This is a genomic window from Pseudonocardia alni, from assembly GCF_002813375.1.
GTDB classification, from domain to species: Bacteria; Actinomycetota; Actinomycetes; order Mycobacteriales; family Pseudonocardiaceae; genus Pseudonocardia; species Pseudonocardia alni.
The window spans coordinates 3,170,532-3,193,505 of record NZ_PHUJ01000003.1 but is presented as its reverse complement, the minus strand read 5'-3'; the positions used below and the strand labels follow the sequence as shown (position 1 = coordinate 3,193,505).

Below are 22,974 nucleotides of genomic sequence, written 5' to 3'. Positions count from 1 at the left end.
CGGGGTCGAGGCGCCATCATGGGCGGCATGCGCTCCCCGCTCTCGGACTATCTCGACTCCGCGGCGCCCGGTGCCTGCCCGGACCACCTCGTCGTGCCGCGGTCACTGGCCCAGTCGATGCCGCTGCGCTGGCAGCAGGTCTTCGTCGGTCTGCTCACCGACCTGCACGACGCCTACCCCGGCGTCGACTGGCCGGAGTACGCCGTGTCCGCGGTGCGGGCCGAACCGTTGACCGAGCTCGACGACGCCCAGCTCGCCACACACGGCTACGTCACCGAGCTGGGGCCCGACGGCGACCTCGAGTACCGCGACGCCGACGACCGCGTCGTCCCCGGGTCGCTGCCCGTCCGGGTGGAGGTGCCCGACACCGTGCCGCCGGCGTCGGCGGGGCAGGTGCCGCGGGGGACCGTCGTCCTGCGCTGACCGCGCCCCCGCTCGCCGCTTCACTGCGCGCGCCGGTCGGGCCCGGCCCGGTGCGCGGGGGCGTCGCCGAGATGCACCACAGCGGGAATCGTCGATCTCCACGGCCCGCTGAGCTGCATCTCGGCGTGCGGCGGGGACACCTCCCCTGCGGAATCCGCTCACCCGGTGAGCGAGTTCCGGCCACCTCTCACCAGGCCCGGTGCGTCCCGACCGGCGCGCGACGGCGTTGCGCCGCGTCGGCGAGCCGGTCCAGCTCACGGACCAGGTACGCGGCGTCGGCCGGGCCGGCGTGCACGACGGCGTCGTCGGGGAGCGGGCCGCCGACGACGTCCGGGGCCGGGCGCCGCTGCACGTAGCAGCCGTCCGCGGTGGCGTGCACCAGCAGGACCCCCGGCGCGCGGCACGGGTCGGGACCCTTCCGGCCGGCGCCGAGCTGGGCGACGCCCTCGACCTGCCCCATCCGCCGCAGCATCTCGGCCTCGGCCGCGCTGCAGCCCCGCCGCAGGAGCTCGTGGACGAGCCGGTCGGCGTCGCCGTCGGCGCGCTCGGCGGCCTCGCCCAGCACCGCGACGGGGATCCGCACCCCGGCCCCGGGGCCGGGCACGACCTCGCCGAGCAGCTCGACCAGGACGGCCGACGCGTCGTCGGGCGGGACGCGGACCAGCGCGACGTCGTCGCCGATCCGGGTGGCCAGCACCGCGCGCCCGGCCCGCCGCGCGACCAGCGCCCGCTGCCACGACGGCGGTGCGACCACGAGGTCGTGCTGGAACTCCGGTGCGACGACCGTGCGCAGGTCGTCGACCAGGTTCGGCTCGAACGCGGTGCCGGTGAACAGGCCGCGCGCGGCGAGGGTGTCGAGACACCCCCGCACGACACGGGCCCGCTCGACGTCGGTGAACCCGGGGCTCAGCAGCTCCAGGACGGCGGGGTTGCGACCGAGGTCGAGCAGGTCCCTGGCGACGTCGAACTCGGCGGCGGTGAGGACGGCGGCGCGGTGCCAGTCGATCATCGATGGGGCTCCTCGGGGGCCAGGACGGCGTCGGTCGCGGCGATCTCGATGGCGAAGACCTCGTCGGTGGGCACGACGTAGCGGTTGCGGTGGTCGCGGGTGTCCCGGCTGCCGGCGCCGCCGGCCATCGGGCCGTAGCCGCCGGGGGCGCCACCGCGTCCGGTGGTCTCGCCGGGGCGGCCGGACCAGGCCGCCTCGGCGGTCCGGGCACCGGGACCGAACGGCTCGTACGGTCGGCCGCCACCGGATCCCGTGCCGCCGGGGAGGCGGTCGCCGTACCCGGGACCACGGGCCGACGGCGGGAGGAGCGGCTGGGCCCGGGTCCGTTCGCCGAACCGGTGTCCGAGGTCGACGCGGGTGGCGAGCGGGTCGGGACCCGGTGTCGTCGTGGGGTACGGGCCCTGGGGCACCATCGGCCGGTGCGGGTCCGGGGTGGGCGTGGCCGGCGGGTCGAGGTGCTGGGGTGCGACGACGTCGACCGGCTCGGGGAGCCCGGTGCCCCGGTCGGCCACGCCGTCGCCGGTGGTCCCGGGAGCACCGGGCCCCGGGGTTCTTCCGACGTCCGGCGTGCCGGGGCCCGATCCGGCGAATCCCGATCCGTCGGTCCCCGGCCCGCCGGGAGCACCGACGCCGTCCGGTCCGGGACGGGCCCCGCCGCCCGGCTGTTCCGGGGCGCCGGCTCCCGGACCGCTTCCGCCGAGAGGGGCGGCTCCGACACCGGCCCCGACACCGGCCCCGACACCGGCCCCGACACCGGCCGGGCCGGGACCGCCGGCCCCGGCCGGGCCCGGTGCCGGCCCCCCCCCGCACCGGTGGACGTCGAGGCCGACGCCGGGTCGACGGTGCGGAAGCGATCGTCGATCGCGGACGCCGTGTCGAGATGCTCCTGGAGGGCGCGGTCGGCCTCCTCGCTGTGCCGCTGGTCGCGTTCGAGCGAGGTGACGTAGTCGGCGACGGTGGCGCTCAGCCCGGTCAACGGCGTGCTCGCCAGCAGGTGGAGGTTGCGGACGCCGCTGGTGAAGATGCCCGGCGGGGTGGGGTCCAGAGCGGCGATGGCGGCCTGGGTGCGGTCGAACGACTGCCCGTAGGCGTCCAGCTGGGTCGCGCCGTTCGCGGTGACGGGGGCGGTGCACAGCATCGAGGTGGTGATGCCGTCGAGGGACTGCTGAGCGGCGGCCGCGGCGGGGCCCTGCCAGGAGATGCCCAGCTCGGCCATGCGCTTCCGGGCCTCGTCCGATGCGGAGCGCAGCTCGGCGTCCGCGGTGCGGAGTGCGGCTGAGGCGTCGGCGACCGCTGTCGAGCCGGGTTTTCCGACCACCCAGGCGTACTTCTCCTGGAGGGTCCTGGCAGCGAAGTTGAAGCCCCGTGAGAACGCCATCGTCTGTACCGGAGTGCCGCGGGCTCAGATCGTGAACGAGCGAGCGATGGCGTCCTCGCCGAGCTCGAAGACGACCGCAGTCGCTCGGAGTCGTCGGACCGCTTCCTCCAACTCGGTCTGATGCTGCGCGTGTGTCGCGATCGTCCGCTCGAACCTGTCCTGGAACGCCGGTGTCGCGACTCCCGAGACCGGGTCGTCCCCGCAGGGACCGACCCGCGTCCTCTGCGCGCTGCGGAGAGATTCGCGAATGGCGATGATCTGGGCGGACAGGGCGCGACCGACCTCGAGCACGTTGTCCGGCGAGATCTGGCTCATCAAGGCGTCCGATGAGCCGCCCACGGTCCCTCGCTGAATCTGTTCCACCGCCGGAACGTAAGTGCGCCAGCGCCCGGAGACAGCAGTTTCCGCAGCTCCCGTCGCGATTGCGAAGTCGCGGCGTCGGATCAGCGATGCAGGAGCGAGGGCAGAGCGGCAGCGGCCACGGCGCGGGCCCTCGTGCACAGGTCGCGGTCGGTGGTTCCGGAACGCTGGAGGTTCGACGACGTCGCCATGGCCTGCGCTCGCAACGACGTCGCATCGTCGATGTCGACACCCACCTCGCACGAGGGGTACGAGCTCGACGGATACACGGTCTCGGCGGCGCGGTATCCCGACACATCGACCGGTGCCGTTCCCGGAACGGACAGGAGCTGAGACGTCGGAACCGGGATGAACTGCAGGTTGACGTCGACCCCCGCCGGGTCTGTGCCCAGGTATCCGCAGGTCGGGGCAGGACGACCTCCGATCGTCGCGTCGTCGACCTTGCCGGCCCCCAGATCGAGGTCCGAGCGCTGTGCGGTGTCGAGCAGCTCGCACGGATGGCGTCCGCTCACATCGATGGCGGCCGGGCGCGCGGGCACGGTGGGGTCCGCTACGAAACCTGGCGGCTGTGGCATGCAGGAGGTGAGCCCGACGATCACAGCGGCGCCCACGACGCCGAGGGCCGTGCGACGCGCAGCCGGTCCGAGCACGGTGATCCTCCGTCGACGATCGAGCGGCCACAGGCTAGCCCGCCCCACCCCCGTCGACGGCCGTTCGGCCCACCCGCGAACGTCGTGGATAAAAGTTGAGTCCCTCGGGAACAAGTCTTCCGGGTCGCCCGTTGACCCCCATGAGAGCAAGTTGAGCAGGACCCACTCAAGGGCGCTGCGCGAGGCGCTCCCCGGCCTGGTACAACTTGAGCCGGACGCACTCACACCCCACACATCTCGGAGGCAGTCACCATGGCTCGTACGGTCGGTATCGACCTCGGGACCACCAACTCCGTCGTCGCCGTCCTCGAGGGTGGCGAGCCGACGGTGATCGCGAACTCGGAGGGTGCCCGCACCACTCCGTCGATCGTCGCGTTCGCGCGCAACGGCGAGGTCCTCACCGGTCAGTCGGCGAAGAACCAGGCGGTCACCAACTCCGACCGCACGTTCCGCTCGGTCAAGCGTCACATCGGCACCGACTGGAAGACGTCGGAGATCGACGGCAAGACCTTCGCGGCGCAGGAGATCAGCGCCCGCGTCCTGCAGAAGCTGAAGCGGGACGCCGAGGCCTACCTGGGCGACGAGGTCACCGACGCCGTCATCACCGTGCCCGCGTACTTCGAGGACGCACAGCGCCAGGCGACCAAGGAGGCCGGCCAGATCGCCGGTCTGAACGTGCTCCGGATCGTCAACGAGCCGACCGCGGCCGCGCTGGCCTACGGCCTCGACAAGGGCGACAAGGAGCAGACCATCCTGGTCTTCGACCTGGGTGGCGGCACGTTCGACGTGTCCCTGCTGGAGATCGCCGAGGGCGTCGTCGAGGTCAAGGCGACCAACGGCGACAACCACCTCGGTGGCGACGACTGGGACGAGCGGATCGTCAGCTGGCTCGTCGACAAGTTCAAGTCCTCCCAGGGCATCGACCTGACCAAGGACAAGATGGCGATGCAGCGGCTCCGCGAGGCCGCGGAGAAGGCGAAGATCGAGCTGTCCAGCTCCTCGTCGACCAGCATCAACCTGCCCTACATCACGGTCGACTCGGACAAGAACCCGCTGTTCCTGGACGAGACGCTGTCCCGCGCGGAGTTCCAGCGGATCACCCAGGACCTCCTGGACCGCACCCGCAACCCGTTCAACCAGGTCATCAAGGACGCCGGCATCTCGGTGAACCAGATCGACCACGTCGTGCTCGTCGGTGGCTCCACCCGGATGCCCGCCGTCACCGAGCTCGTCAAGGAGTTGACCGGCGGCAAGGAGCCGAACAAGGGCGTCAACCCGGACGAGGTCGTCGCCGCGGGTGCCGCGCTGCAGGCCGGTGTGCTCCGCGGTGAGGTCAAGGACGTCCTGCTGCTCGACGTCACCCCGCTGTCCCTGGGCATCGAGACCAAGGGCGGCGTCATGACCAAGCTGATCGAGAAGAACACCACGATCCCGACCAAGCGCTCGGAGATCTTCTCCACCGCGGACGACAACCAGCCGTCGGTGCAGATCCAGGTCTTCCAGGGCGAGCGCGAGATCGCCGCGTACAACAAGAAGCTCGGCATGTTCGAGCTGACCGGCATCGCGCCGGCGCCGCGCGGTGTCCCGCAGATCGAGGTCTCCTTCGACATCGACGCCAACGGCATCGTCAACGTGTCCGCCAAGGACATGGGCACCGGCAAGAGCCAGGAGATGACGATCACCGGCGGCTCGGCGCTGTCCAAGGACGACATCGACCGCATGGTCAAGGAGGCCGAGGCGCACGCCGAGGAGGACGCCAAGCGTCGCGAGGAGGCGGAGACCCGCAACCAGGCGGAGACCCTCGTCTACCAGACGGAGAAGTTCGTCAAGGAGAACGACGAGAAGCTCCCCTCCGACGTCAAGGACGCGGTCAACGCCGCCCTGGGTGAGACCCAGGAGGCGCTGAAGGGCACCGACCACGAGGCCGTCAAGTCCTCGATGGAGAAGCTCGCCACCGAGTCCCAGAAGATGGGGTCCGCCCTGTACTCGCAGCCCGGTGCCGAGGGCGCCGCGGGTGCCGGTGCCGAGGGTGGTGCCGGCGCGGCCGGTGCCTCCGACGCGCAGGACGACGTCGTCGACGCCGAGATCGTGGACGACGACAAGGACGCCAAGGGCGACAAGTGACGGCCGGCGGCCATCCACGGGACGACAGGACGGTCGACATGGCAGACGAGCAGAAGCAGGAGGAGCCGGTGACCTTCCGGGACCGCCGCAAGGTGGACCCGGAGACCGGCGAGGCCCGTCCGGCGACGGACGGTGCGGACACGACCGGGGCCGCCGACACGGCGGCCCCGGCCGGGGACGGCGAGCAGGTCGCAGGCCCGGCCGACGGGGAGGACCCGGAGCGCGAGAAGCTGCGAGCCGAGGTCGCCGAGCGCACCGCGGACCTGCAGCGGGTGAGCGCCGAGTACGCCAACTACCGGCGCCGGGCCGACCGTGACCGCGAGCAGACCCGGGTCGACGCCAAGGTCTCCGTGGCGAGCGACCTGCTGGTCGTGCTCGACGACTTCGAGCGCGCCGAGCAGCACGGCGACCTGACCGGGCCGTTCAAGTCGGCGGCCGACAAGGTCACCGGGGTGCTCTCCAAGCTCGGCCTCGAGCCCTTCGGGGCCGAGGGCGAGGCGTTCGACCCGTCGCTGCACGAGGCCGTGCAGCACGAGCCGGCCGAGGGCTCCGGCCCCACGGTCACCGTGCTGTCCACGGTCCTGCGCCGCGGCTACCGGATCGCCGACCGGGTGCTCCGCCCCGCGATGGTGACCGTGCAGGACCGCCCGGAGGCCGAGGTCTCCGAGCAGGCCCGGGCCGATGCCGCCGACGGCGGCGCGGACGCCGGCGACGGCGAGCCGCAGAACCCGGCCTGACCAGGACGGGCAGGGACGTGGCCGCGCGGTGCGGTGGGAGGCGACCGGCCTCCCACCGCACCGCGGGTCTGATCGGGAAGGAGGCGGAGTGACCCAGCGCGACTGGATCGAGAAGGACTTCTACCGCGAGCTGGGCGTCTCCTCGACGGCGTCCCAGGACGAGATCAAGAAGGCGTACCGCAAGCTCGCCCGCGAGCTGCACCCGGACGCGAACCCCGGTGACGAGAAGGCCGAAACCCGCTTCAAGGCGGTCTCCGAGGCCTACGGCGTGCTGGGCGACGAGTCCAAGCGCAAGGAGTACGACGAGACCCGCGCGATGTTCGCGGGCGGCGGCGGCGGCTTCGGCGGGTTCGGCACCGGCGGTGGCTTCCCCGGTGGTGCGCGCCCCGGTGGCGCCGGCCAGGGCGGCTTCGACATCAACGACCTGTTCGGCCAGGCCGGCCGTTCCGGCGGTGCCGGGGCCGGCGACTTCAGCGACATCCTCGGCGACATCTTCGGCCGCACCGCGCGGAACAACGCCGGCGGTGCGGGCGGGTACGGCACGGCCGGTGCCCGCCGCGGCCAGGACGTCGAGAGCAGCCTGACCATCTCCTTCGACGACGCGGTGCGCGGCGCGACGGTGCCGATCAAGCTGTCCTCGCCGGGGCGCTGCGAGCGCTGCGGCGGCACCGGGTCCCGGCCCGGCAGCACCCCGCGCACCTGCCCGACCTGCTCCGGTCAGGGCCTGGTGAACCGCAGCCAGGGCGCGTTCTCGTTCTCCGAGCCGTGCCGCGACTGCCGCGGGACCGGCCGCATCATCGACGACCCGTGCCCCGAGTGCCACGGCGACGGCGTGTCCACCCGGACCCGGTCGCTGTCCATCCGGGTCCCCGCGGGCGTCGACGACGGCCAGAAGATCCGGCTCGCGGGCCAGGGCGAGCCCGGTCGCGGCGGCGCACCCGCCGGTGACCTCTACGTCACGGTCTCGGTCACCCCGCACCGGATCTTCGGACGGTCGTCGAAGAACTCCGACGACCTGACCCTCACCGTGCCGGTGACCTTCCCCGAGCTGGCCCTGGGTGCGACCCTGACGGTGCCGACGCTCGACAGCACCGTCTCGCTGCGGATCCCGCCGGGGACCGCCAGCGGCCGGACGTTCCGGGTGTCGGGGCGTGGGGTCGAGCGCAAGAACGGGAAGAAGGGCAATCTGCTGGTCACCGTCGAGGTGGCGGTGCCGCAGAAGCTGGACGAGGCTGCCACCAGCGCGCTGGAGGCCTACGCCGAGGCGACGTCGTCGTTCGACCCGCGGGCCGATCTGCTCGGTAGCACCAGGAGGTGATGGCGGTGGCCGGACGACGCACCCCCCGGGACGGGGAGGAACCGCTGACCGTCGACGTGGCACACGACAGCCCGGTGTTCGTCATCTCGGTCGCCGCGCAGCTGTCCGGCCTGCACGCCCAGACCCTGCGCAGCTACGACCGGATCGGCCTGGTCAGCCCGGGCCGGTCCGCGGGCGGCGGGCGTCGCTACTCCCAGCGCGACATCGCACTGCTGCGCGAGGTGCAGCGACTCTCCCAGGAGGAGGGCGTGAACCTCGCGGGCGTCAAGCGGATCATCGAGCTGGAGCAGATGGTCGACGAACTCTCGGCACGCCTCGAGGAGGCCACCGCCGAGCTCGACGCGGTCCGTGCCGCCGCCGCGCAGGCCACGGCGGCGGTGCACCGCTCCTACCGGCGCGACCTCGTGCCGGTGGACCGGCGCCAGGCCGTCGTGCGCTGGCGCCCCGCAGACGACGGCTGAGTCCCCCGGGCGGTGCGGGCCCGGGCGGCTTCAGGCCGCCGTCAGGACCCCGCGGCGGGCCAGCAGCCCGAGCACCACGGCGCCCAGCAGCGGGACCGCGGCCAGCACCGCGAACGGCAGCGCCGGCGGGAACGCCGGGTCCAGCAGCGCGCCGACGCCCGTCGAGCCGACGAGCACCATCAACCCGCCGAACGAGGCCAGCACCCCGAAGTGGGCGCCCAGCCTGCGCTCCCCGGCCAGCCGGGGCACCAGGTCCTGCGCGACCGGCACGGCCAACATCTCGCCGAAGGTCAGCAGCAGCACCATCAGCACCGCGGGTGCGAGCGCCCACCACCCCGGCAGGCCCGGCAGCAGCCGCGCCACCGCGACGACGGTGAACGACGCGGCCATCAGGCAGAACCCGAGCACCACCGAGCGGCCGGCCCCGATCCGGCGGCCCCACGTCGTCACCCTCATCTGCAGGGTGATGACCAGCACCGACATCAGCACGAACAGGAAGCCCAGTGCCGCGGTGCGGCCGATGCGCTCCAGCTCGTCGGGCAGCGCCAGGTACAGCTGGTTGTAGGACAGCAGCCAGCCCGAGTAGCCGGCCGCGAACAGCATGAAGCGGCGGTTGCCCAGCACCTCGCCCCAGCCCGCGAGCATCGGCCGTCCGGCCTGCTCGGCCTCCCGCCACGGCAGCCACCGCCAGTGCGCCAGCCCCACCAGCACGAAGCCGGCGGCGGCGACCAGGCAGGCCAGCTGGAAGTCGACCAGCATGAGCGCGGTGCCGACCAGCGGCCCGGTGACCGTCCCGACCTGACCGGCGACGGCGAACATCGCGAACACCTCGGTCCGCGGCGGACCCTCCCCGGCGCGTTCCCGCTCCCCGGCCTCCCGCGCCAGCGACGACTCGACGGCCGGCGAGAACAGGGCCGCCGCGAACCCGGTCAGCAGCGCCCCGCCGATGACCGCGGGCAGCGTGCCGGCGGCCCCGAGGAGGATGAATCCGGTCACCCGCAGCGCACACCCGGCGAGCACGACCGGCTTCGCACCGAACCGATCGGTCAGGGTCCCGCCGATCACGAACAGCCCCTGCTGACTGAACGTCCGCAGCCCCAGTACGAGCCCGACGGCCGCCGCGGCGAGCCCGAGGTCCTCGGCCAGGTGCGTGGCCAGGTAGGGCAGCACCATGTAGAAGCCCACGTTGAAGGCCAGCTGGGTGCTGATCAGCAGTTTCATGACGGGCGGCAGCCCGCTGAAGTGTGCCCAGCGACCCGTCGTGAGCGGGGCCGCGGGCCGCGGGTCCGACTCGGGATCGGCGGGTCGGCGGAGAAGGCTGCGGAGCACCACGAAGTGGTACCAGGTCGGCCTCTGCAGTCGCGACTCGATGGCAGTAACGACATATGCGCATGCATGAAGATACTTGACCGTGTGTACAGGCTTACCGAAGATCTTCCGGGCGCCGGGTGACACACGGTCGAGGGGCGCCGGAGAGGACAGGTCGCCATGCCCGCCGCGTGCGCCGTCGTAGCACCCCGTCGTTCCCGGTTGCGGGTCGCCGTCGCCGTGGCGGTGAGCGCCGCGGTCCTCACCGCATGCGGGGGCAGCGGCGGCGGGAGCGGCCGGGTCGTCCCGGACGGGCAGGCCACGATCGCGATGGCCTTCGGCCCGTCGGCCGGTTACGGGGTGGACACCGACGACGCGTTCGTCGTCTCCCAGCTGGGTGTGACCGAGTCCCTGGTGGCGTCCGGGCCGGACGGCCGGCCGCGACCCGCCTTGGCGACGGCGTGGGCCCAGCAGTCCGATCCGCGGACCTGGCGGTTCGAGCTGCGCCCCGGCGTGACCTTCCAGAACGGCGAGCCGCTCACCGGGCAGGCCGCCGCGACCGCCCTGAACTGGGTGGCCGGCGTCGCCGCGCCGCCGCGCGCGGTGCGCGGGATCGGCCTGCAGGCCGCCGCGGACGGCGCGGACGCCGTGCGCGTCACGACGACGAAGCCCGACCCGATCCTGCCGCTGCGACTGTCCAGCGCGAACGCCGCGATCCTGGCGCCGTCGGCGTACCGGGCCACCCCGCCGTCGGTCCAGCAGACCGGCACCGGCCCGATGACGATCACCCAGGCGAACGGCACCCAGTCGGTGACCCTCGTCCGCAACGACCGCTACTGGGGCGAGCGCCCGCAGCTGGCCGGTGTCACCGCGAACTTCGTGCCCGACCCGGCCGCCCGCGCCCTGGCGCTGCGCGCCGGCGACGCCGACATCGCCCAGGAGCTCCCCGAGGCCAGCGCCCTGGAGTTCAGCGGCGACGAGTACGTGAACCAGACCGTCGCCGCGCCCCGGACGGCGTCGCTGATCCTCAACCAGTCCCGCAAGCCCTTCGCCGACATCCGGGTGCGTCAGGCCGTCGCCGCCGCGGTGGACCGCACCGCGCTCGGTGAGCAGGCCCTCGCCGGGTCGGCGATCCCGGCGTCGGAGCTGTTCGGCCCGGCGGTGGCATGGGGATCGCAGGACGCCCCGCCGCCCGCCGACCCCGCGCGCGCCCGGCAGCTGCTGACCGAGGCCGGTTACGGCCCGGACAACCCGCTGCGGATCGAGCTGGGTGCCTACGGCGCCCGCCCCGAGCTCCCGACCCTGGCCACCGCCGTCCAGGAGATGCTCCGCGGGGCCGGCATCGAGGCCACCGTCCGTATCGGCGACTACGACGCCCGCGAGCCGCAGCTGCTCGCCGGTGACTTCGACATGTATCTGCTCTCGCGCAGCTATCTGCTCGACGTGCCGGACGCCGGCGCCACGCTGACCACCGACTACACCTGCCAGGGCTCCTACAACCTCAACCACTACTGCTCGCCGGAGTTCGACGCCCTGCTCGCCCCGCTGGCCACCGAGACCGACCCGGCCGCACGTCAGAAGGTCTTCACCGAGGCCGCGGCGAAGCTGACCGCCGACGTCGTCGGGGTCCCGCTGGTGCACACCAACGCGAACGGTGTCGGGCACCGGGTCACCGGCTACACCGTCGACCCGCTGGCCAAGTCGCTCGTCGTCCCCGGGCTGGCGACGACGGAGTGACCGCACTCGTCGCGCGCAGGCTGCTGGCGCTTCCGCTGGTCGCCGTGGCCGCGGCGGTGCTGGTGTTCCTGCTCCCGCGGTTCTCCGGCCAGGACACCGCGCTCGCGATCCTGCGCAGCCGGACCGGGGAGTCCGATCCGGACCCGGCGGTGCTGGCCGCGCTGCGGGAGCAGTACGGCCTCGACGGCTCCTGGTGGGACCAGTTCACCGGCTGGGCCGGCGCGCTGCTGCGCGGCGACCTCGGGATCTCCTGGACCAGCCGTACTCCCGTCTCGGGCCTGCTCTGGCCCGCGCTGGGGGTGTCGCTGACCCTCACCGTCGCCGCGCTGGTGCTCGCGGCCCTGGTGGGCATCCCGCTCGGGGTGCGCGCCGCGCGCCGTCCCGGCGGCCGGCTCGACCGGGTCCTGACCACCGGCTCGGTGCTGGGCGTCGCGATCCCCGAGTTCGTGCTCGGGACGGCCCTGGTGCTCGCCTTCGCCGTCACCGTGCCGGTGCTGCCCGCGACCGGCTGGGGCGACGTGGACCAGGCGGTGCTGCCGGTACTCACCCTCGCCGCCTTCCCGGCCGCACTCGCCGCCCAGCTCGTGCGGGCCGAGACCGTCGACGCGCTGGCCCGTCCGCACGTCGCCGTCGCGCGGTCCAAGGGCATCAGCGACGGACGGGTCCTGTGGCGCCACGGCGGCCGCCTGGCCCTGACCTCGGTCACCTCCCTGTCCGGGCTGTTCCTCGGCGGGCTCCTCGGCGGCTCGGTCGTGGTCGAGGTGCTGTTCGCGATCCCCGGCCTGGGCCGCCTGCTCTACGACGCCGTGCTCGGCCAGGACCTGCCGGTCGTGCAGGCCGGGCTGCTCGCGATCGTGCTGGTCGCCGCCGTCGCCGGGATCCTCGCCGAGCTGCTCGCGCTCGCGCTGGACCCGGTCGCCCGGAGCGCCGTCCGGTGACCGCGTCGGCACTGGCCCGCCCGGCGGACGCACGCGCGCGCGTCGCCCGGCACTCGACGTGGTGGCAGGCGGGGGCGCTGGTCCTGCTCGGGGTGCTCGTCGTGGTCGCCCTGCTGCCGCTCGACCCGGTCGCCAACGACCTGTCCCACCGCTTCGCCGGGCCGTCGGCCGCGCACCCGCTCGGCACCGACCAGCTCGGCCGCGACGTGCTCGCCCGGCTCGCCGTCGGAGCCCGGCTCTCGGTCGGGTTCACCCTGGTCGCGCTCGCGCTGTGCGCGGGGATCGGGACGGTGCTGGGCGTGCTCGCCGCCTGGTGCGGACGGGCGGTCGGGCAGCTGTTCCAGCGCACCATCGACGTGCTCGTCGCGATCCCGGCGGTGCTGATCGGGCTCGTGGTGGTCGCCGCGTCCGGCGGGGCGCCGGGCGTGTGGTCGCTGCTGGTGGCGATCGTCGTCGCCGGGTGGACGCCGTTCGCCCGGCTCACCTACCAGCTCGTGGTCCGCGAACGCGCCCGCGAGTACGTCGAGGGCGCCGTCGCCGTCGGCGCCGGGCCGCTGCGGATCGCGTTCCGGCACGTCCTGCCGAACCTCGCCCGGCCGCTGCTGTCGCACCTGTGCCTGCGCTTCGCGAACGTCCTGCTGACCGTGGCCGGGCTGTCGTTCCTCGGGCTCGGTCCGCAGCCGCCCACCCCGGAGTGGGGGGCGATGCTCGCCGACGGGCGGCAGTTCCTGTTCAACGCCCCGCAGCTCGTCCTGCTGCCCGCGCTGGCCGTCGTCGGTACGGCGCTGCTCGTCACCTCGCTGGGCCGCGGGCTGGAACGCCGGTGGACGACCGGTCCGACCGGACAGTTCTGACATCGCCTCGTTCCTGCCAGACTGCTGCGAGTACGGATGAACGGCAGGAGGAACGTCGTGGCGATGACCGGAACCGACGGACGGCGCAGGGGCGAGGCGCGACCGGAGCTCAAGAGCCTGGTGGACGAGACCGGGGTCGTGCCCCGTGCGGCGGCGCTCGGCGAGGCCCGGGAGGTGCTGGCCCGCGACGGCGTCGTCCGGATCCCCGGTGCCGGCCCGGACCCGGAGGCGATGGTCGTCGCCGCGGCCACCCTGCTCGGCGGGCGGCTGCGCGAGCTGTTCGGCATCCGGCCGCAGGGCGGGACCGACTCGCCGGTCCTCGGCCTGCACAACGACGGCGCGTTCCTCGAGGCCGACGTGCACGGCCGCACCGTGCGGCTGCGCGACCCCGACGAGGACTTCCTGTTCATGCACTGCACCTCCCCGGCGCCGTCCGGGGGCGACTCGGTGCTCGTCGACGGCTATGCGCTCGCCGAGCGGGTCGCCGCGGAGCACCCGTCGCTGCACGGGTTCCTGACCGGTTGCGACGTGGACTTCTTCGGCAGCCGGACGAACCCGCCGCGCGGTGTGCCGCCGACCCCGCTGCTGCGCCGGATGATCGAGCACACCCGTGGTGGCCGGCGTGCTGTCCGAGCGAGCGACTACGCGCTGCCGGTGCCGCGCGAGCCGTACTGGGACACCCACCTCGCGCACATCGAGTCCTACGCCGACGTGCTCGCCACCGCGTTCGAGGCCGCACCGCGGTTCCGGCTGGAGAGCGGGGACCTGCTGGTCCTCGACAACTACCGCTTCCTGCACGGGCGCGACGCGTTCACCGGCAGCCGGGAGCTGCACGTGCTGTCGGTGCGCACCACCGAGGCCTTCTGACCGGCCCCCGCGACGACGACGGCCGCCCTCCCGGTGCGGGAGGGCGGCCGTCGTGGCGTACGGGCCTGCTCAGTCCATCGTGAACGGGTCGTAGGTGATGCGGTCGAGCGGCGTGCCCGCGACCAGCATCCGCGACACCGTGGAGCGGATCATCGACGGCGACCCGCAGACCAGGACGTCGTGGTCGCTCCAGGCGCCGAACCGGGTCACGACGTCGGCCAGGGTGCCGGTCTCGGCCCCGGACGGCTCGTCCTCGTACTCCACGACCGGGATGACGTCGAGCCACGGGTAGTTGTAGGACAGCTTGCGCAGCGAGGTGAAGTCGTACAGGTCGTCCCACGTGCGGCCGCCGACGAACACCTGGGTCCGCGGCGGCTGGGGGCGCCGGCCGACCTCGTCGAGCAGCGCCTTCATCGGGGCGACGCCGGTGCCGCCGGCCACCATCAGCAGCTCGCGACGGGTGTTCTGCGGGACGGCCATCCGGCCCATCGGCGGGCCGATCCGCCAGGTCTCGCCGACCCGGCTGTGCGCGACGATCGCGCGGCTGACCCAGCCGCCCTCGACCGCGCGGACGTGGAACTGGATCGTCCCGTCGCGACGCGGCGCGTTGGCCGGGGACAGGTAGCGCCACAGCCGCGGTCGGTGCGGTGTCTCCACCGAGACGTACTGACCGGCCTGGTAGGGCACCGGCTGGTCGGTCGCGACGGTGACCACGGCCAGGTCCCAGCCGATCCGGCGGTGCTCGACGACCCGGCCCAGCCAGGACGCGGGCCCGCGCTCGGCCGCGGCGGCCTGCTGCATCGCGTCCGCGACGATCCCGTACGCGCCGGTCCAGGCCTTCTCGATCTCCGGGGTCCAGTTCTCGCCCGCGAACGTGGCGATCGCCGAGAGCAGCGCCGCGCCGACCGCGTCGTAGTGCTGGGACAGCACGCCGAACTTGCGGTGGTCGCGGCCGAGCTGCTGCAGGAACGGGACGAGGTCGTCGGGCTGGTCGACCATCTGCACCACGTGCACGAGGGCGCGCAGCAGCCGGCTGCGCTGCACCTCCATGTTCACGGGGAACAGGTCACGCGTCTCGGGCGCCTGACTGAACAGCGTGGCGTAGAAGTGCTTGCCGATGTCCTCGGCCTGCGACTCGACGAGGGCGAAGCTGGTCCGGATGAGCTCGACGGTGCGGTCCGCCTCCGAGGCGGGGCGTCGCGGCGGGGCGACGTCGCCGGCGATCAGCTGGTCAGCAGTCATGCCTGGCGGACACTCTCCTCGGTCGTGCTCCGTGCCGCGGTGACACCGGGCGTCGCCGCCCGCGTTCCGCCGGTTAGGGTACGCGAGAGACTCCATCCGCCGGAACGGCGTACGCCGACCGACTCACCAGTGTGTGGTGAGCGGGTACGCATTGTCACTCATCATCCGTTCGGGGACGGCGGTCACTCGTCATGGCGTGGGTGGCGCCGTGGTCAGGATAGCGCCCATCGCGCGGAATGCCGACGTGGCGGTGTCCCGGGCCGGTCGGAGCCGTGATCGTTTGGTCCTGGCCGCGCCGGATGGCACGGTTGTCCTGTGCCGTTGCGAATCCCCGCCGTCGTCCTGCCCGGACGGGACCGTCCGGCCACGCCGCCGGTGGTGGTCCCCGCGCCCCCGGAGCGCGGCGTGTCCGACGCCCCGCAGGTCCCGGACGGACCGCACCGGCCCGGCTCCGCGGGTGAGCACGTGTTGCAGACCGAGGTGGGCAGCTCCGCCCGTGCCGGCCGGTTCTACGACGACCAGCTCCGCGACCGGCTGCTGCCGCGGATGATCGAGTTCGTCGGACGGATGGAGATGGCCTTCGTCGCGACGTCCGACGCGCACGGCGAGTGCGACAGCTCGCTGCGGGCCGGCCCGCCCGGTTTCCTGCACGTGCTGGACCCGTACACGCTGGCCTACCCCGAGTACCGGGGCAACGGCGTATACGCCAGCCTCGGCAACCTGGTGGAGAACCCGCACGTCGGGATGCTGATGGTCGACTTCACCGAGTCGCTGATCGGGCTGCACGTCAACGGCCGGGCCCGGATCATGGACGACGACGCCTTCCGCACCACCTACCCCGGGCACGCGCGCGACCACGCCGCCGGCCGCCGCGCCGAGCGCTGGGTGGTGGTGGACGTGGAGGAGGCCTACATCCACTGCCGCAAGCACATCCCGCGGATGGAGCGGGTGACGCAGCGGCGCGCCTGGGGGACCGACGACCCGGCCCGCAAGGGCGGCGACTTCTTCGGCGCCAAGGGGACCGAGCCGCGGGTGCCGCGGCCCTCCCGGCGCCGGTTCCCGAGCACGACGCACCTCGGCGCGGGGGCCTCGCGGACGCTCCGGCGCCGCCCGCACGGCCGCTGACCTGGGCGACGGTTGCGCACCAGCTCGGCCAGCGCCCTGGCGCAGGCGCCGATCGCCGGCTCGAACATCGACCAGGCCGGCAACTGCAGCGACGTCCTGAACGACAACGTCCGGGACAACCTGAACGGCGACGTCAGCGACAACGACAACCGCATCACGGTGATCGACGACAGCGAGCGCTGATCGTCGCACCCGATCCACCCGCGGCCCGTCCGGATCACTCCGGGCGGGCCGCTGTCGTTCCCGGCAACTTTCCGGTCTTGAGCGGAATGGACTCAACTTTTCTGCGGTTGACCCTGTCGAGAGGCGCACCGGCCGGGCAGACTGTGGAGCAGCGGCCCGGGGTGCCGCTCCCCATCCACAGACCATCGACCTCAGAAGGACCGGGAGGAACGCGGAGCATGGACTCCTTCAACCCCACCACCCGTACCCAGCAGGCCATCTCCGCCGCCGTCCAGGCCGCGACGCTGGCCGGGAACCCCGACGTCGGGCCCACCCACCTGCTGGGTGCCCTGCTGGCCCAGGGCGACGGCATCGCCGCGCCGCTGCTGGCCGCCGTCGGGGCGGACGCGGCCGCCGTCCGATCCGAGCTGACCGCGCTGGGCGACCGGCTGCCGTCGGCGTCGGGGTCGTCGGTGAGCGCACCGCAGCTGTCCCGGGACGCACTGGCTGCGATCACCGCGGCGCAGCAGCTCGCCACCGAGATGGGCGACGAGTACGTCTCCACCGAGCACCTGCTCGTCGGGCTCGCGCGGTCCGGGGGCCCGGTCGCCCAGCTGCTGGGGCGCCACGGCGCCACGCCGGATGCGCTGCGCGAGGCGTTCGGCAAGGTCCGCGGCTCGGCCAGGGTGACCAGCCCGGACCCCGAGGGCAGCTACCAGGCCCTGGAGAAGTACGGCCAGGACCTGACCGCCCGGGCACGCGAGGGTGAGCTCGACCCGGTCATCGGCCGGGACACCGAGATCCGCCGCGTCGTCCAGGTGCTGTCGCGGCGCACCAAGAACAACCCGGTGCTGATCGGGGAGCCGGGCGTCGGCAAGACCGCGATCGTCGAGGGCCTGGCCCAGCGCATCGTGGCCGGTGACGTCCCCGAGTCGCTGCGCGGCAAGCGCGTCGTCTCCCTCGACCTGGGGTCGATGGTGGCCGGTGCGAAGTACCGCGGCGAGTTCGAGGAGCGTCTCAAGGCGGTCCTGAAGGAGATCACCGACTCCGCGGGCGAGGTCGTCACCTTCATCGACGAGCTGCACACGATCGTCGGTGCGGGCGCGTCCGGCGAGGGCGCGATGGACGCCGGCAACATGATCAAGCCGATGCTCGCCCGCGGTGAGCTGCGGATGGTCGGCGCGACCACGCTCGACGAGTACCGCCAGCACATCGAGAAGGACCCGGCGCTGGAGCGCCGCTTCCAGCAGGTGCTGGTCGGCGAGCCGTCCGTCGAGGACACCGTCGGCATCCTGCGCGGGCTCAAGGAGCGCTACGAGGTGCACCACGGCGTCCGCATCACCGACGCCGCCCTGGTCGCCGCGGCCGCCCTGTCGGACCGCTACATCACCGCCCGGTTCCTCCCGGACAAGGCCATCGACCTCGTCGACGAGGCCGCCTCCCGGCTCCGGATGGAGATCGACTCGCGCCCGGTGGAGATCGACACCGTGGAGCGGGCCGTCCGCCGCCTGGAGATCGAGGAGATGGCGCTCGACAAGGAGGTCGACGCGGCGTCGAAGGACCGACTGGTGGCCCTGCGCGCCGAGCTGGCCGAGAAGCGCGAGGAGCTGGCCGCGCTGACCGCGCGCTGGCAGAACGAGAAGAGCGCCATCGACGTCACCCGCGAGCTCAAGGAGCAGCTGGAGCAGCTGCGCGGCGAGTCCGAGCGGGCCGAGCGCGACGGCGACCTGGGCCGGGCCGCGGAGCTGCGCTACGGGCGCATCCCGCAGCTGGAGAAGGAGCTCGCCGCCGCCACCGAGACGGTCGAGCGGGCCGAGGACGTGATGCTGAAGGAGGAGGTCGGTCCGGACGACGTCGCCGACGTCGTCAGCTCCTGGACCGGCGTGCCGGCCGGCCGGATGCTGGAGGGTGAGACCGCCAAGCTCCTGCGCATGGAGGACGAGCTCGGCCACCGGGTCGTCGGCCAGGCCGAGGCCGTGCGCGTGGTGTCCGACGCGGTGCGCCGGGCGCGTGCCGGCGTCGCGGACGAGAACCGGCCGACCGGCTCGTTCCTGTTCCTCGGGCCCACCGGCGTCGGCAAGACCGAGCTGGCCAAGGCGCTCGCGGAGTTCCTGTTCGACGACGAGCGGGCGATGATCCGCATCGACATGAGCGAGTACTCCGAGAAGCACTCGGTGGCCCGCCTCGTCGGTGCCCCTCCCGGCTACGTCGGCTACGACCAGGGCGGTCAGCTCACCGAGGCGGTGCGGCGGCGGCCCTACAGCGTCGTGCTGCTCGACGAGGTCGAGAAGGCCCACCCGGACGTCTTCGACACGCTCCTGCAGGTGCTCGACGACGGCCGTCTCACCGACGGCCAGGGCCGCACGGTGGACTTCCGCAGCACGATCCTGGTGCTGACGTCCAACCTGGGCAGCCAGGCCATCGCCGACCCGTCCCTGGACGAGAAGGGACGCACGGACGCCGTCATGGCGGTCGTCCGGTCGCACTTCAAGCCGGAATTCCTCAACCGGCTCGACGACGTCGTGGTCTTCCACGCGCTGTCGACCGAGGAGCTGACCCACATCGTCGACATCCAGGTCGGGGTGCTGGGGCGCCGGCTGGCCAAGCGGCGGCTGTCGCTGGAGGTCTCCGACGCGGCCCGCGAGTGGCTCGCCATGAACGGGTTCGACCCCGTCTACGGCGCGCGCCCGCTGCGCAGGCTGGTGCAGTCCGCGATCGGCGACCAGCTCGCCCGCGAGCTGCTGTCCGGCGGCGTCCGCGAGGGCGACACGGTCCGGGTCGACCTGGACCCGTCGGCCGACGGCGGGACCGGCGGCCTGGTCGTGGGCAAGGCGGTCGGGGCGGCCGACCCGGCGGTCACGATCGCGAACTGATCCACCGGTTCGCCCGTGGGCCCCGGCGGTGCACGTCATCGTCGGGGCTCATGGAGCACTTCACCGCCGAGCAGCCGAACGCCGGGCGGACCTGGCTGGACGAGTACCGCACCCGTATCGAGTCGATCCGGGTCCGGGCCGAGCAGGCCCGGGACCGGGTCGCGACGGTGACCGCGACCGCACGCACCCGCGACGGTGCGGTCGTGGTCACCGTCGACGCGTCCGGGATGCTGACCGACCTGCGGCTCGGGGTGCGGGCCGAGGAGCTGCCGCGGGCCCGGCTCGCCGAGACGGTGCTGCGGCTGAGCCGGGAGGCCGCGCTGGACTCGGCCGCGCAGGTGGAGCGGATCATGGCGCCGCTCACGGCGGAGGGCGAGCAGTGACCTCCCCGGGCTTCCGCGTCGTCCCCGACAGGGTCTCGGCCCGTGCCGACGTCCTCGACGGTGCGGGCTCCGCCGTCGCCGGGATGCGGCCCTCCCGGGCCGAGCTCGACACCGGCGCCTACGGCGTCATCGGGGAGTTCTTCTCGGCCGACGCCACCGCGGCCATGCGGGCCGGGGTCGAGGCGCTGGATGTCCTCTCCGCGAGCCTGCACGACCTGGCGGCCTCCGCCCGGAAGGCCGTCGCGGCCTACCTCGACACCGAGCTCCGGACGGCCGCCACGTTCCTCGACGTCGACCCCGCTCCCGCCCCGGCCCCGGTCGACGGGGACCGGTGACGGCCCCGGTGGACGTCGAGGGGCCGGGTCCCCTCGACGGGGCGGGCGTGTTCTCCTCGATCGAGGACGTCGGGAAGGCGGCCGGGGCACAGGACGGCGCCGGCGTCGCTGTCGCCGCCACCGTGGCCGGGCTCGACGCGCTCGGCATGGTCACCGACCCGTTGCAGGAGCTCGGGACGGCCGGGGTCGGATGGGCGATCGAGCACTTCGCCTTCCTGAGCGAGCCCCTCGACCGGCTCTGCGGGGACCCCCGGCAGATCGAGGCCCGGGCGCAGGACTGGCACCAGATCTCCCGCGAGCTGGCCACCCTCCTGCCGGAGATCGAGACCGTCCTGGCGGCCCCGGACGCCTGGACCGGGACCGCGGGGGACGCGTTCCACGGGGCCGCCGTGACCCGGGGCGAGGCCGTGCGACGACTCTCCGAGACCGCCCACGGCGTCGCCGACGTCGTGCTGACCTCGGCGTCCGTCGTCGGCACCGAGCGGGCGATCGTGCGCGACCTGATCGCCGAGTTCGTCGTGTGGCTGGTCCCGAAGCTGCTCGCGTGGACTGCGGGCGCGGCCGTCACCGCGGGGGTCGCCGCCCCGGTCGGCATCGCCGTCCTCGTCCTCGACGCCGTCGACCTCTCCCACACGGTCGTCCGCCGGGTCGAGGAGGTCGTCGGCCTGCTGGAGAAGGCGAGCGCGGTCGCACACAGGCTGGAGGACACCATGCGGACCGGTCTGCTGCCCGGGATCGCGACGTCGCCGGCGCGGGAGGCCGTCGAGCAGACGGTGACCCGGGGGCAGGACGCCGTGCTGGAGTACGGCAAGAACGACGCCGCCCGCCGGGCGACGGCAGCGGAGTGGGACGAGCCGGCCGCCGGCTGAGTCTCCGTGCACGACGAACGTGCACGTCCGGAGCCGTGGCGTTACCACTCCACGGGGCCCGTCGGGACTACGCTGCCCGGCATGTCGGTCTGGTTCGTCATCGCCCTCGTCGCGATCGTCGTCGGTGTCGGTCTGCTGCTGTTCGACCGGTTCCGCGGGGGCGCGACGCGGGACCGCCGTCGCTGGGCGTCCATGCGGGAGTGGGAGTACCTCGAGTCCGATCCCGTCCTGCCCAGCCGCTGGCGCTACGGGACGATCCACCAGGGCGGCCCCGGTGTGGCCCGCAACCTGGTCTCGGGCGACGTCCCCACCCCGGACGGCCCGCGCAAGGCCTACGCGTTCGACCACGAGCAGGCCGGCCGCATCAGCTCGGTGCTCTGCGCGGTGCAGGTGCACGAGTCGCTGCCCGCCGCCGTCGAGCTGCGGCTGCCCTCGGCCCCGCTGCCCGACGACGCCGGTCTCGACCTGCTCGAGCCGGTCGGTGAGCGCTACGCCTTCGTCAGCGACGCCGACGCCGTCCGCCCGCTGCTGACCCCGCGCGTCGCCGACGCCAGCGACGCGGTCGGCGAGGACGTCGAGCTCCTCTGGGCCGAGGACGCCTGGGTGCTGGCCGCCGCGCCCGTCGGCATCTCCGCCGATCGGATGCAGGACCTGCTCGCCGATCTGGCGGAGGTGGCCACCGCTCTGGAGGAGGGGCTGCACGCCCGTCGTCCCGCGATCGAGTCCTGATCTGCGGGTATCTACGCAGCGTTGATCCACCGCAACGCGATGTGACCACCCGAACGCGTTAAGCCGAACGGGTACCGCTAGCCTGATCGTGTGGCTATGGCTCTCATCACCGGCGGCGGTACGGGTCTCGGCGCGGCTCTGGCCGACCGACTGGCCGCGCGCGGACTCGACCTCCTGCTCGTCACCCGCGACCCCGAGCGGGTCGCCCCCACCGCCCGGGAGCTCGCCGTCCGGTACGGGATCCGCGCCGACGTCCTCCTCGCGGACCTCGGCACCCGGCACGGCCTGTTCCGGCTCGAGGCCTTCCTCGCCGGTCCGGAGGCCCCGGCCGTCGACGTGCTGGTGCACGACGCGCTCGCCGACGCGGCCGTCGCCGCACCGGACGCCGGGCGGGCGAGCGTCGACCTCGGCATGACGGCGACGATGCGCCTCACCCACGCCGCGCTGCCCGGCATGCTGCGTCGCGGCACCGGCGGGATCGTCGCGATCGGCGGGAACGAGCGGTCGGCCACGTGGGCGGTCTCGTTCGTCACCTCGCTCGCCCCGACCCTGACCGGCGACGTGCACGTCGTCGCCGTTCGCGGCGACGACCGGCCGGAGTGGACCGCCGACGCCGCCGACGCGGTGCTCGACGACCTCGACGCCGGCCTCGTCGTGAGCGCCCCGCAGAGCGGCCCGGCCCGTCCGGGCCCGGCCCGGCGCGCCGTCGCCGCGGGCGTCCGTGCGGCCCGGCGCGGCGCCGAGCTGTTCGCCGACGCGACCTGGGAGCCCACCGTCGCGGCGGCCGTCGCCACCCCGGCCGCTGCGATCCCGGCCGCCCCGTCCGCCACGCCCGAGGAGCTGCTCGGCGGTGCCGGGCACCGGGAGCCGTCCCGGCTGCCGGACCTGCCCTCCCGCCCGGGCGCGGGGCGCGCCGTCGTCGCCGCCGGGGACTGCGGGCGGCACTGGGCGGCCGGTCCGGTGCGCACCGCGGCGCAGCGCGCCCGCGCGAGCGCCGCGGCCCGTGACCGCTCCCGTGGCCACCAGGTCTCGGCCTACATGACGTCGACGGTCACCAGCTCCTGACCGCGCGGGGCGGCACGGGATGATGTC

Annotated in this window: 23 protein-coding genes; 17 read left to right on the top strand and 6 right to left on the bottom strand. The window is 73.7% G+C overall.

What is annotated here, in order from left to right; translation table 11 throughout:
* Window positions 1–27 precede the first annotated feature (27 nt).
* Complete coding sequence (locus ATL51_RS15865) at window positions 28–423, top strand: hypothetical protein (protein WP_226367990.1); 396 nt, start codon at window positions 28–30, stop codon at window positions 421–423.
* A 187-nt stretch (window positions 424–610) separates the two neighbouring features.
* Here ATL51_RS15865 and ATL51_RS15860 read toward each other — a convergent pair whose 3' ends face one another.
* From ATL51_RS15860 to ATL51_RS15840, 4 genes are all read right to left on the bottom strand, one after another.
* A complete protein-coding gene (locus tag ATL51_RS15860; RefSeq protein ID WP_100879051.1) occupies window positions 611–1,432 on the bottom strand; it encodes an ESX secretion-associated protein EspG in 822 nt (273 codons plus the stop codon).
* Window positions 1,429–1,944: a hypothetical protein gene (locus tag ATL51_RS15855; protein WP_157818385.1), complete on the bottom strand. Its 516-nt coding sequence runs from the start codon at window positions 1,942–1,944 to the stop codon at window positions 1,429–1,431. The genes ATL51_RS15860 and ATL51_RS15855 overlap by 4 nt, the downstream gene beginning before the upstream one ends.
* Window positions 1,945–2,834: 890 nt before the next feature.
* Window positions 2,835–3,173 carry a PE domain-containing protein gene (locus ATL51_RS15845; RefSeq protein WP_100879048.1) on the bottom strand — a complete coding sequence of 113 codons (339 nt, stop codon included), beginning with the start codon at window positions 3,171–3,173 and terminating at the stop codon, window positions 2,835–2,837.
* An 80-nt stretch (window positions 3,174–3,253) separates the two neighbouring features.
* Window positions 3,254–3,820, bottom strand: a complete 567-nt coding sequence (locus ATL51_RS15840) for a DUF3558 family protein (protein WP_157818384.1) — start codon at window positions 3,818–3,820, stop codon at window positions 3,254–3,256.
* A gap of 252 nt (window positions 3,821–4,072) precedes the next feature.
* Here ATL51_RS15840 and dnaK point away from each other — a divergent pair, with 252 nt between their 5' ends.
* The 4 genes from dnaK to ATL51_RS15820 all read left to right on the top strand — a co-directional run bounded on the left by dnaK (window position 4,073) and on the right by ATL51_RS15820 (window position 8,460).
* Window positions 4,073–5,944 (top strand): molecular chaperone DnaK, encoded by a 1,872-nt coding sequence (gene dnaK, locus ATL51_RS15835; RefSeq protein WP_100879046.1) that lies wholly within the window; start codon window positions 4,073–4,075, stop codon window positions 5,942–5,944.
* A 38-nt stretch (window positions 5,945–5,982) separates the two neighbouring features.
* Window positions 5,983–6,681 carry a nucleotide exchange factor GrpE gene (gene grpE / locus ATL51_RS15830; protein ID WP_100880744.1) on the top strand — a complete coding sequence of 233 codons (699 nt, stop codon included), beginning with the start codon at window positions 5,983–5,985 and terminating at the stop codon, window positions 6,679–6,681.
* Between the two features lie 88 nt (window positions 6,682–6,769).
* A complete protein-coding gene (gene dnaJ / locus ATL51_RS15825) occupies window positions 6,770–7,999 on the top strand; it encodes a molecular chaperone DnaJ (RefSeq protein WP_100879045.1) in 1,230 nt (409 codons plus the stop codon).
* Between the two features lie 5 nt (window positions 8,000–8,004).
* Window positions 8,005–8,460 (top strand): heat shock protein transcriptional repressor HspR, encoded by a 456-nt coding sequence (locus tag ATL51_RS15820; protein WP_301549047.1) that lies wholly within the window; start codon window positions 8,005–8,007, stop codon window positions 8,458–8,460.
* 30 nt (window positions 8,461–8,490) lie between these two features.
* Here the strand turns inward: ATL51_RS15820 and ATL51_RS15815 are convergent, their stop codons facing one another.
* Window positions 8,491–9,681 carry an MDR family MFS transporter gene (locus ATL51_RS15815; RefSeq protein WP_301549046.1) on the bottom strand — a complete coding sequence of 397 codons (1,191 nt, stop codon included), beginning with the start codon at window positions 9,679–9,681 and terminating at the stop codon, window positions 8,491–8,493.
* 267 nt (window positions 9,682–9,948) lie between these two features.
* Here ATL51_RS15815 and ATL51_RS15810 point away from each other — a divergent pair, with 267 nt between their 5' ends.
* The 4 genes from ATL51_RS15810 (at window position 9,949) to ATL51_RS15795 (ending at window position 14,164) form a co-directional block, all read left to right on the top strand.
* Window positions 9,949–11,505 carry an ABC transporter substrate-binding protein gene (locus tag ATL51_RS15810; protein ID WP_100879043.1) on the top strand — a complete coding sequence of 519 codons (1,557 nt, stop codon included), beginning with the start codon at window positions 9,949–9,951 and terminating at the stop codon, window positions 11,503–11,505.
* Window positions 11,502–12,443, top strand: coding sequence for an ABC transporter permease (locus tag ATL51_RS15805; RefSeq protein WP_100879042.1), 942 nt, complete (start codon window positions 11,502–11,504; stop codon window positions 12,441–12,443). The genes ATL51_RS15810 and ATL51_RS15805 overlap by 4 nt, the downstream gene beginning before the upstream one ends.
* A complete protein-coding gene (locus ATL51_RS15800) occupies window positions 12,440–13,297 on the top strand; it encodes an ABC transporter permease (protein WP_100879041.1) in 858 nt (285 codons plus the stop codon). Before ATL51_RS15805 ends, ATL51_RS15800 begins: the two co-directional genes overlap by 4 nt.
* A gap of 63 nt (window positions 13,298–13,360) precedes the next feature.
* On the top strand, window positions 13,361–14,164 hold the full coding sequence (locus ATL51_RS15795; RefSeq protein ID WP_157818383.1) for a TauD/TfdA family dioxygenase: 804 nt from the start codon (window positions 13,361–13,363) through the stop codon (window positions 14,162–14,164).
* A gap of 69 nt (window positions 14,165–14,233) precedes the next feature.
* On the opposite strand, the gene ATL51_RS15790 is transcribed toward ATL51_RS15795, so the two are convergent.
* Window positions 14,234–15,406: a globin domain-containing protein gene (locus ATL51_RS15790; RefSeq protein ID WP_179761538.1), complete on the bottom strand. Its 1,173-nt coding sequence runs from the start codon at window positions 15,404–15,406 to the stop codon at window positions 14,234–14,236.
* Window positions 15,407–15,721: 315 nt separating this feature from the next.
* Between ATL51_RS15790 and ATL51_RS15785 the strand changes: the two genes are divergently transcribed.
* From ATL51_RS15785 to ATL51_RS15755, 8 genes are all read left to right on the top strand, one after another.
* Entirely contained in the window at window positions 15,722–16,531 is an 810-nt protein-coding gene (locus ATL51_RS15785) for a pyridoxamine 5'-phosphate oxidase family protein (protein ID WP_100879039.1), read from the top strand.
* Window positions 16,532–16,543: 12 nt separating this feature from the next.
* Window positions 16,544–16,714 carry a hypothetical protein gene (locus tag ATL51_RS28265; RefSeq protein WP_157818382.1) on the top strand — a complete coding sequence of 57 codons (171 nt, stop codon included), beginning with the start codon at window positions 16,544–16,546 and terminating at the stop codon, window positions 16,712–16,714.
* A 218-nt stretch (window positions 16,715–16,932) separates the two neighbouring features.
* Window positions 16,933–19,566, top strand: coding sequence for an ATP-dependent chaperone ClpB (gene clpB, locus ATL51_RS15780; RefSeq protein ID WP_100879038.1), 2,634 nt, complete (start codon window positions 16,933–16,935; stop codon window positions 19,564–19,566).
* 50 nt (window positions 19,567–19,616) lie between these two features.
* Window positions 19,617–19,949 (top strand): YbaB/EbfC family nucleoid-associated protein, encoded by a 333-nt coding sequence (locus ATL51_RS15775; RefSeq protein WP_100879037.1) that lies wholly within the window; start codon window positions 19,617–19,619, stop codon window positions 19,947–19,949.
* Entirely contained in the window at window positions 19,946–20,284 is a 339-nt protein-coding gene (locus tag ATL51_RS15770; protein ID WP_073576047.1) for a type VII secretion target, read from the top strand. Before ATL51_RS15775 ends, ATL51_RS15770 begins: the two co-directional genes overlap by 4 nt.
* A complete protein-coding gene (locus ATL51_RS15765; protein ID WP_073576046.1) occupies window positions 20,281–21,153 on the top strand; it encodes a WXG100 family type VII secretion target in 873 nt (290 codons plus the stop codon). Before ATL51_RS15770 ends, ATL51_RS15765 begins: the two co-directional genes overlap by 4 nt.
* Window positions 21,154–21,234: 81 nt before the next feature.
* On the top strand, window positions 21,235–21,882 hold the full coding sequence (locus ATL51_RS15760; RefSeq protein WP_062403935.1) for a type III secretion system chaperone family protein: 648 nt from the start codon (window positions 21,235–21,237) through the stop codon (window positions 21,880–21,882).
* Window positions 21,883–21,978: 96 nt separating this feature from the next.
* Complete coding sequence (locus ATL51_RS15755; protein WP_100879036.1) at window positions 21,979–22,947, top strand: SDR family NAD(P)-dependent oxidoreductase; 969 nt, start codon at window positions 21,979–21,981, stop codon at window positions 22,945–22,947.
* Window positions 22,948–22,974: the final 27 nt, after the last annotated feature.

Coding starts and splice junctions, on each gene's coding strand:
- dnaK (WP_100879046.1), top strand. CDS start 4,073: ATGGCTCGTACGGTCGGTATCGACCTCGGGACCACCAACTCCGTCGTC.
- ATL51_RS15755 (WP_100879036.1), top strand. CDS start 21,979: ATGGCTCTCATCACCGGCGGCGGTACGGGTCTCGGCGCGGCTCTGGCC.
- ATL51_RS15810 (WP_100879043.1), top strand. CDS start 9,949: ATGCCCGCCGCGTGCGCCGTCGTAGCACCCCGTCGTTCCCGGTTGCGG.
- ATL51_RS15860 (WP_100879051.1), bottom strand. CDS start 1,432: ATGATCGACTGGCACCGCGCCGCCGTCCTCACCGCCGCCGAGTTCGAC.
- clpB (WP_100879038.1), top strand. CDS start 16,933: ATGGACTCCTTCAACCCCACCACCCGTACCCAGCAGGCCATCTCCGCC.
- ATL51_RS15865 (WP_226367990.1), top strand. CDS start 28: ATGCGCTCCCCGCTCTCGGACTATCTCGACTCCGCGGCGCCCGGTGCC.
- grpE (WP_100880744.1), top strand. CDS start 5,983: ATGGCAGACGAGCAGAAGCAGGAGGAGCCGGTGACCTTCCGGGACCGC.
- ATL51_RS15775 (WP_100879037.1), top strand. CDS start 19,617: ATGGAGCACTTCACCGCCGAGCAGCCGAACGCCGGGCGGACCTGGCTG.
- ATL51_RS15760 (WP_062403935.1), top strand. CDS start 21,235: ATGTCGGTCTGGTTCGTCATCGCCCTCGTCGCGATCGTCGTCGGTGTC.
- ATL51_RS15795 (WP_157818383.1), top strand. CDS start 13,361: ATGACCGGAACCGACGGACGGCGCAGGGGCGAGGCGCGACCGGAGCTC.
- ATL51_RS15815 (WP_301549046.1), bottom strand. CDS start 9,681: ATGAAACTGCTGATCAGCACCCAGCTGGCCTTCAACGTGGGCTTCTAC.
- ATL51_RS15790 (WP_179761538.1), bottom strand. CDS start 15,406: ATGACTGCTGACCAGCTGATCGCCGGCGACGTCGCCCCGCCGCGACGC.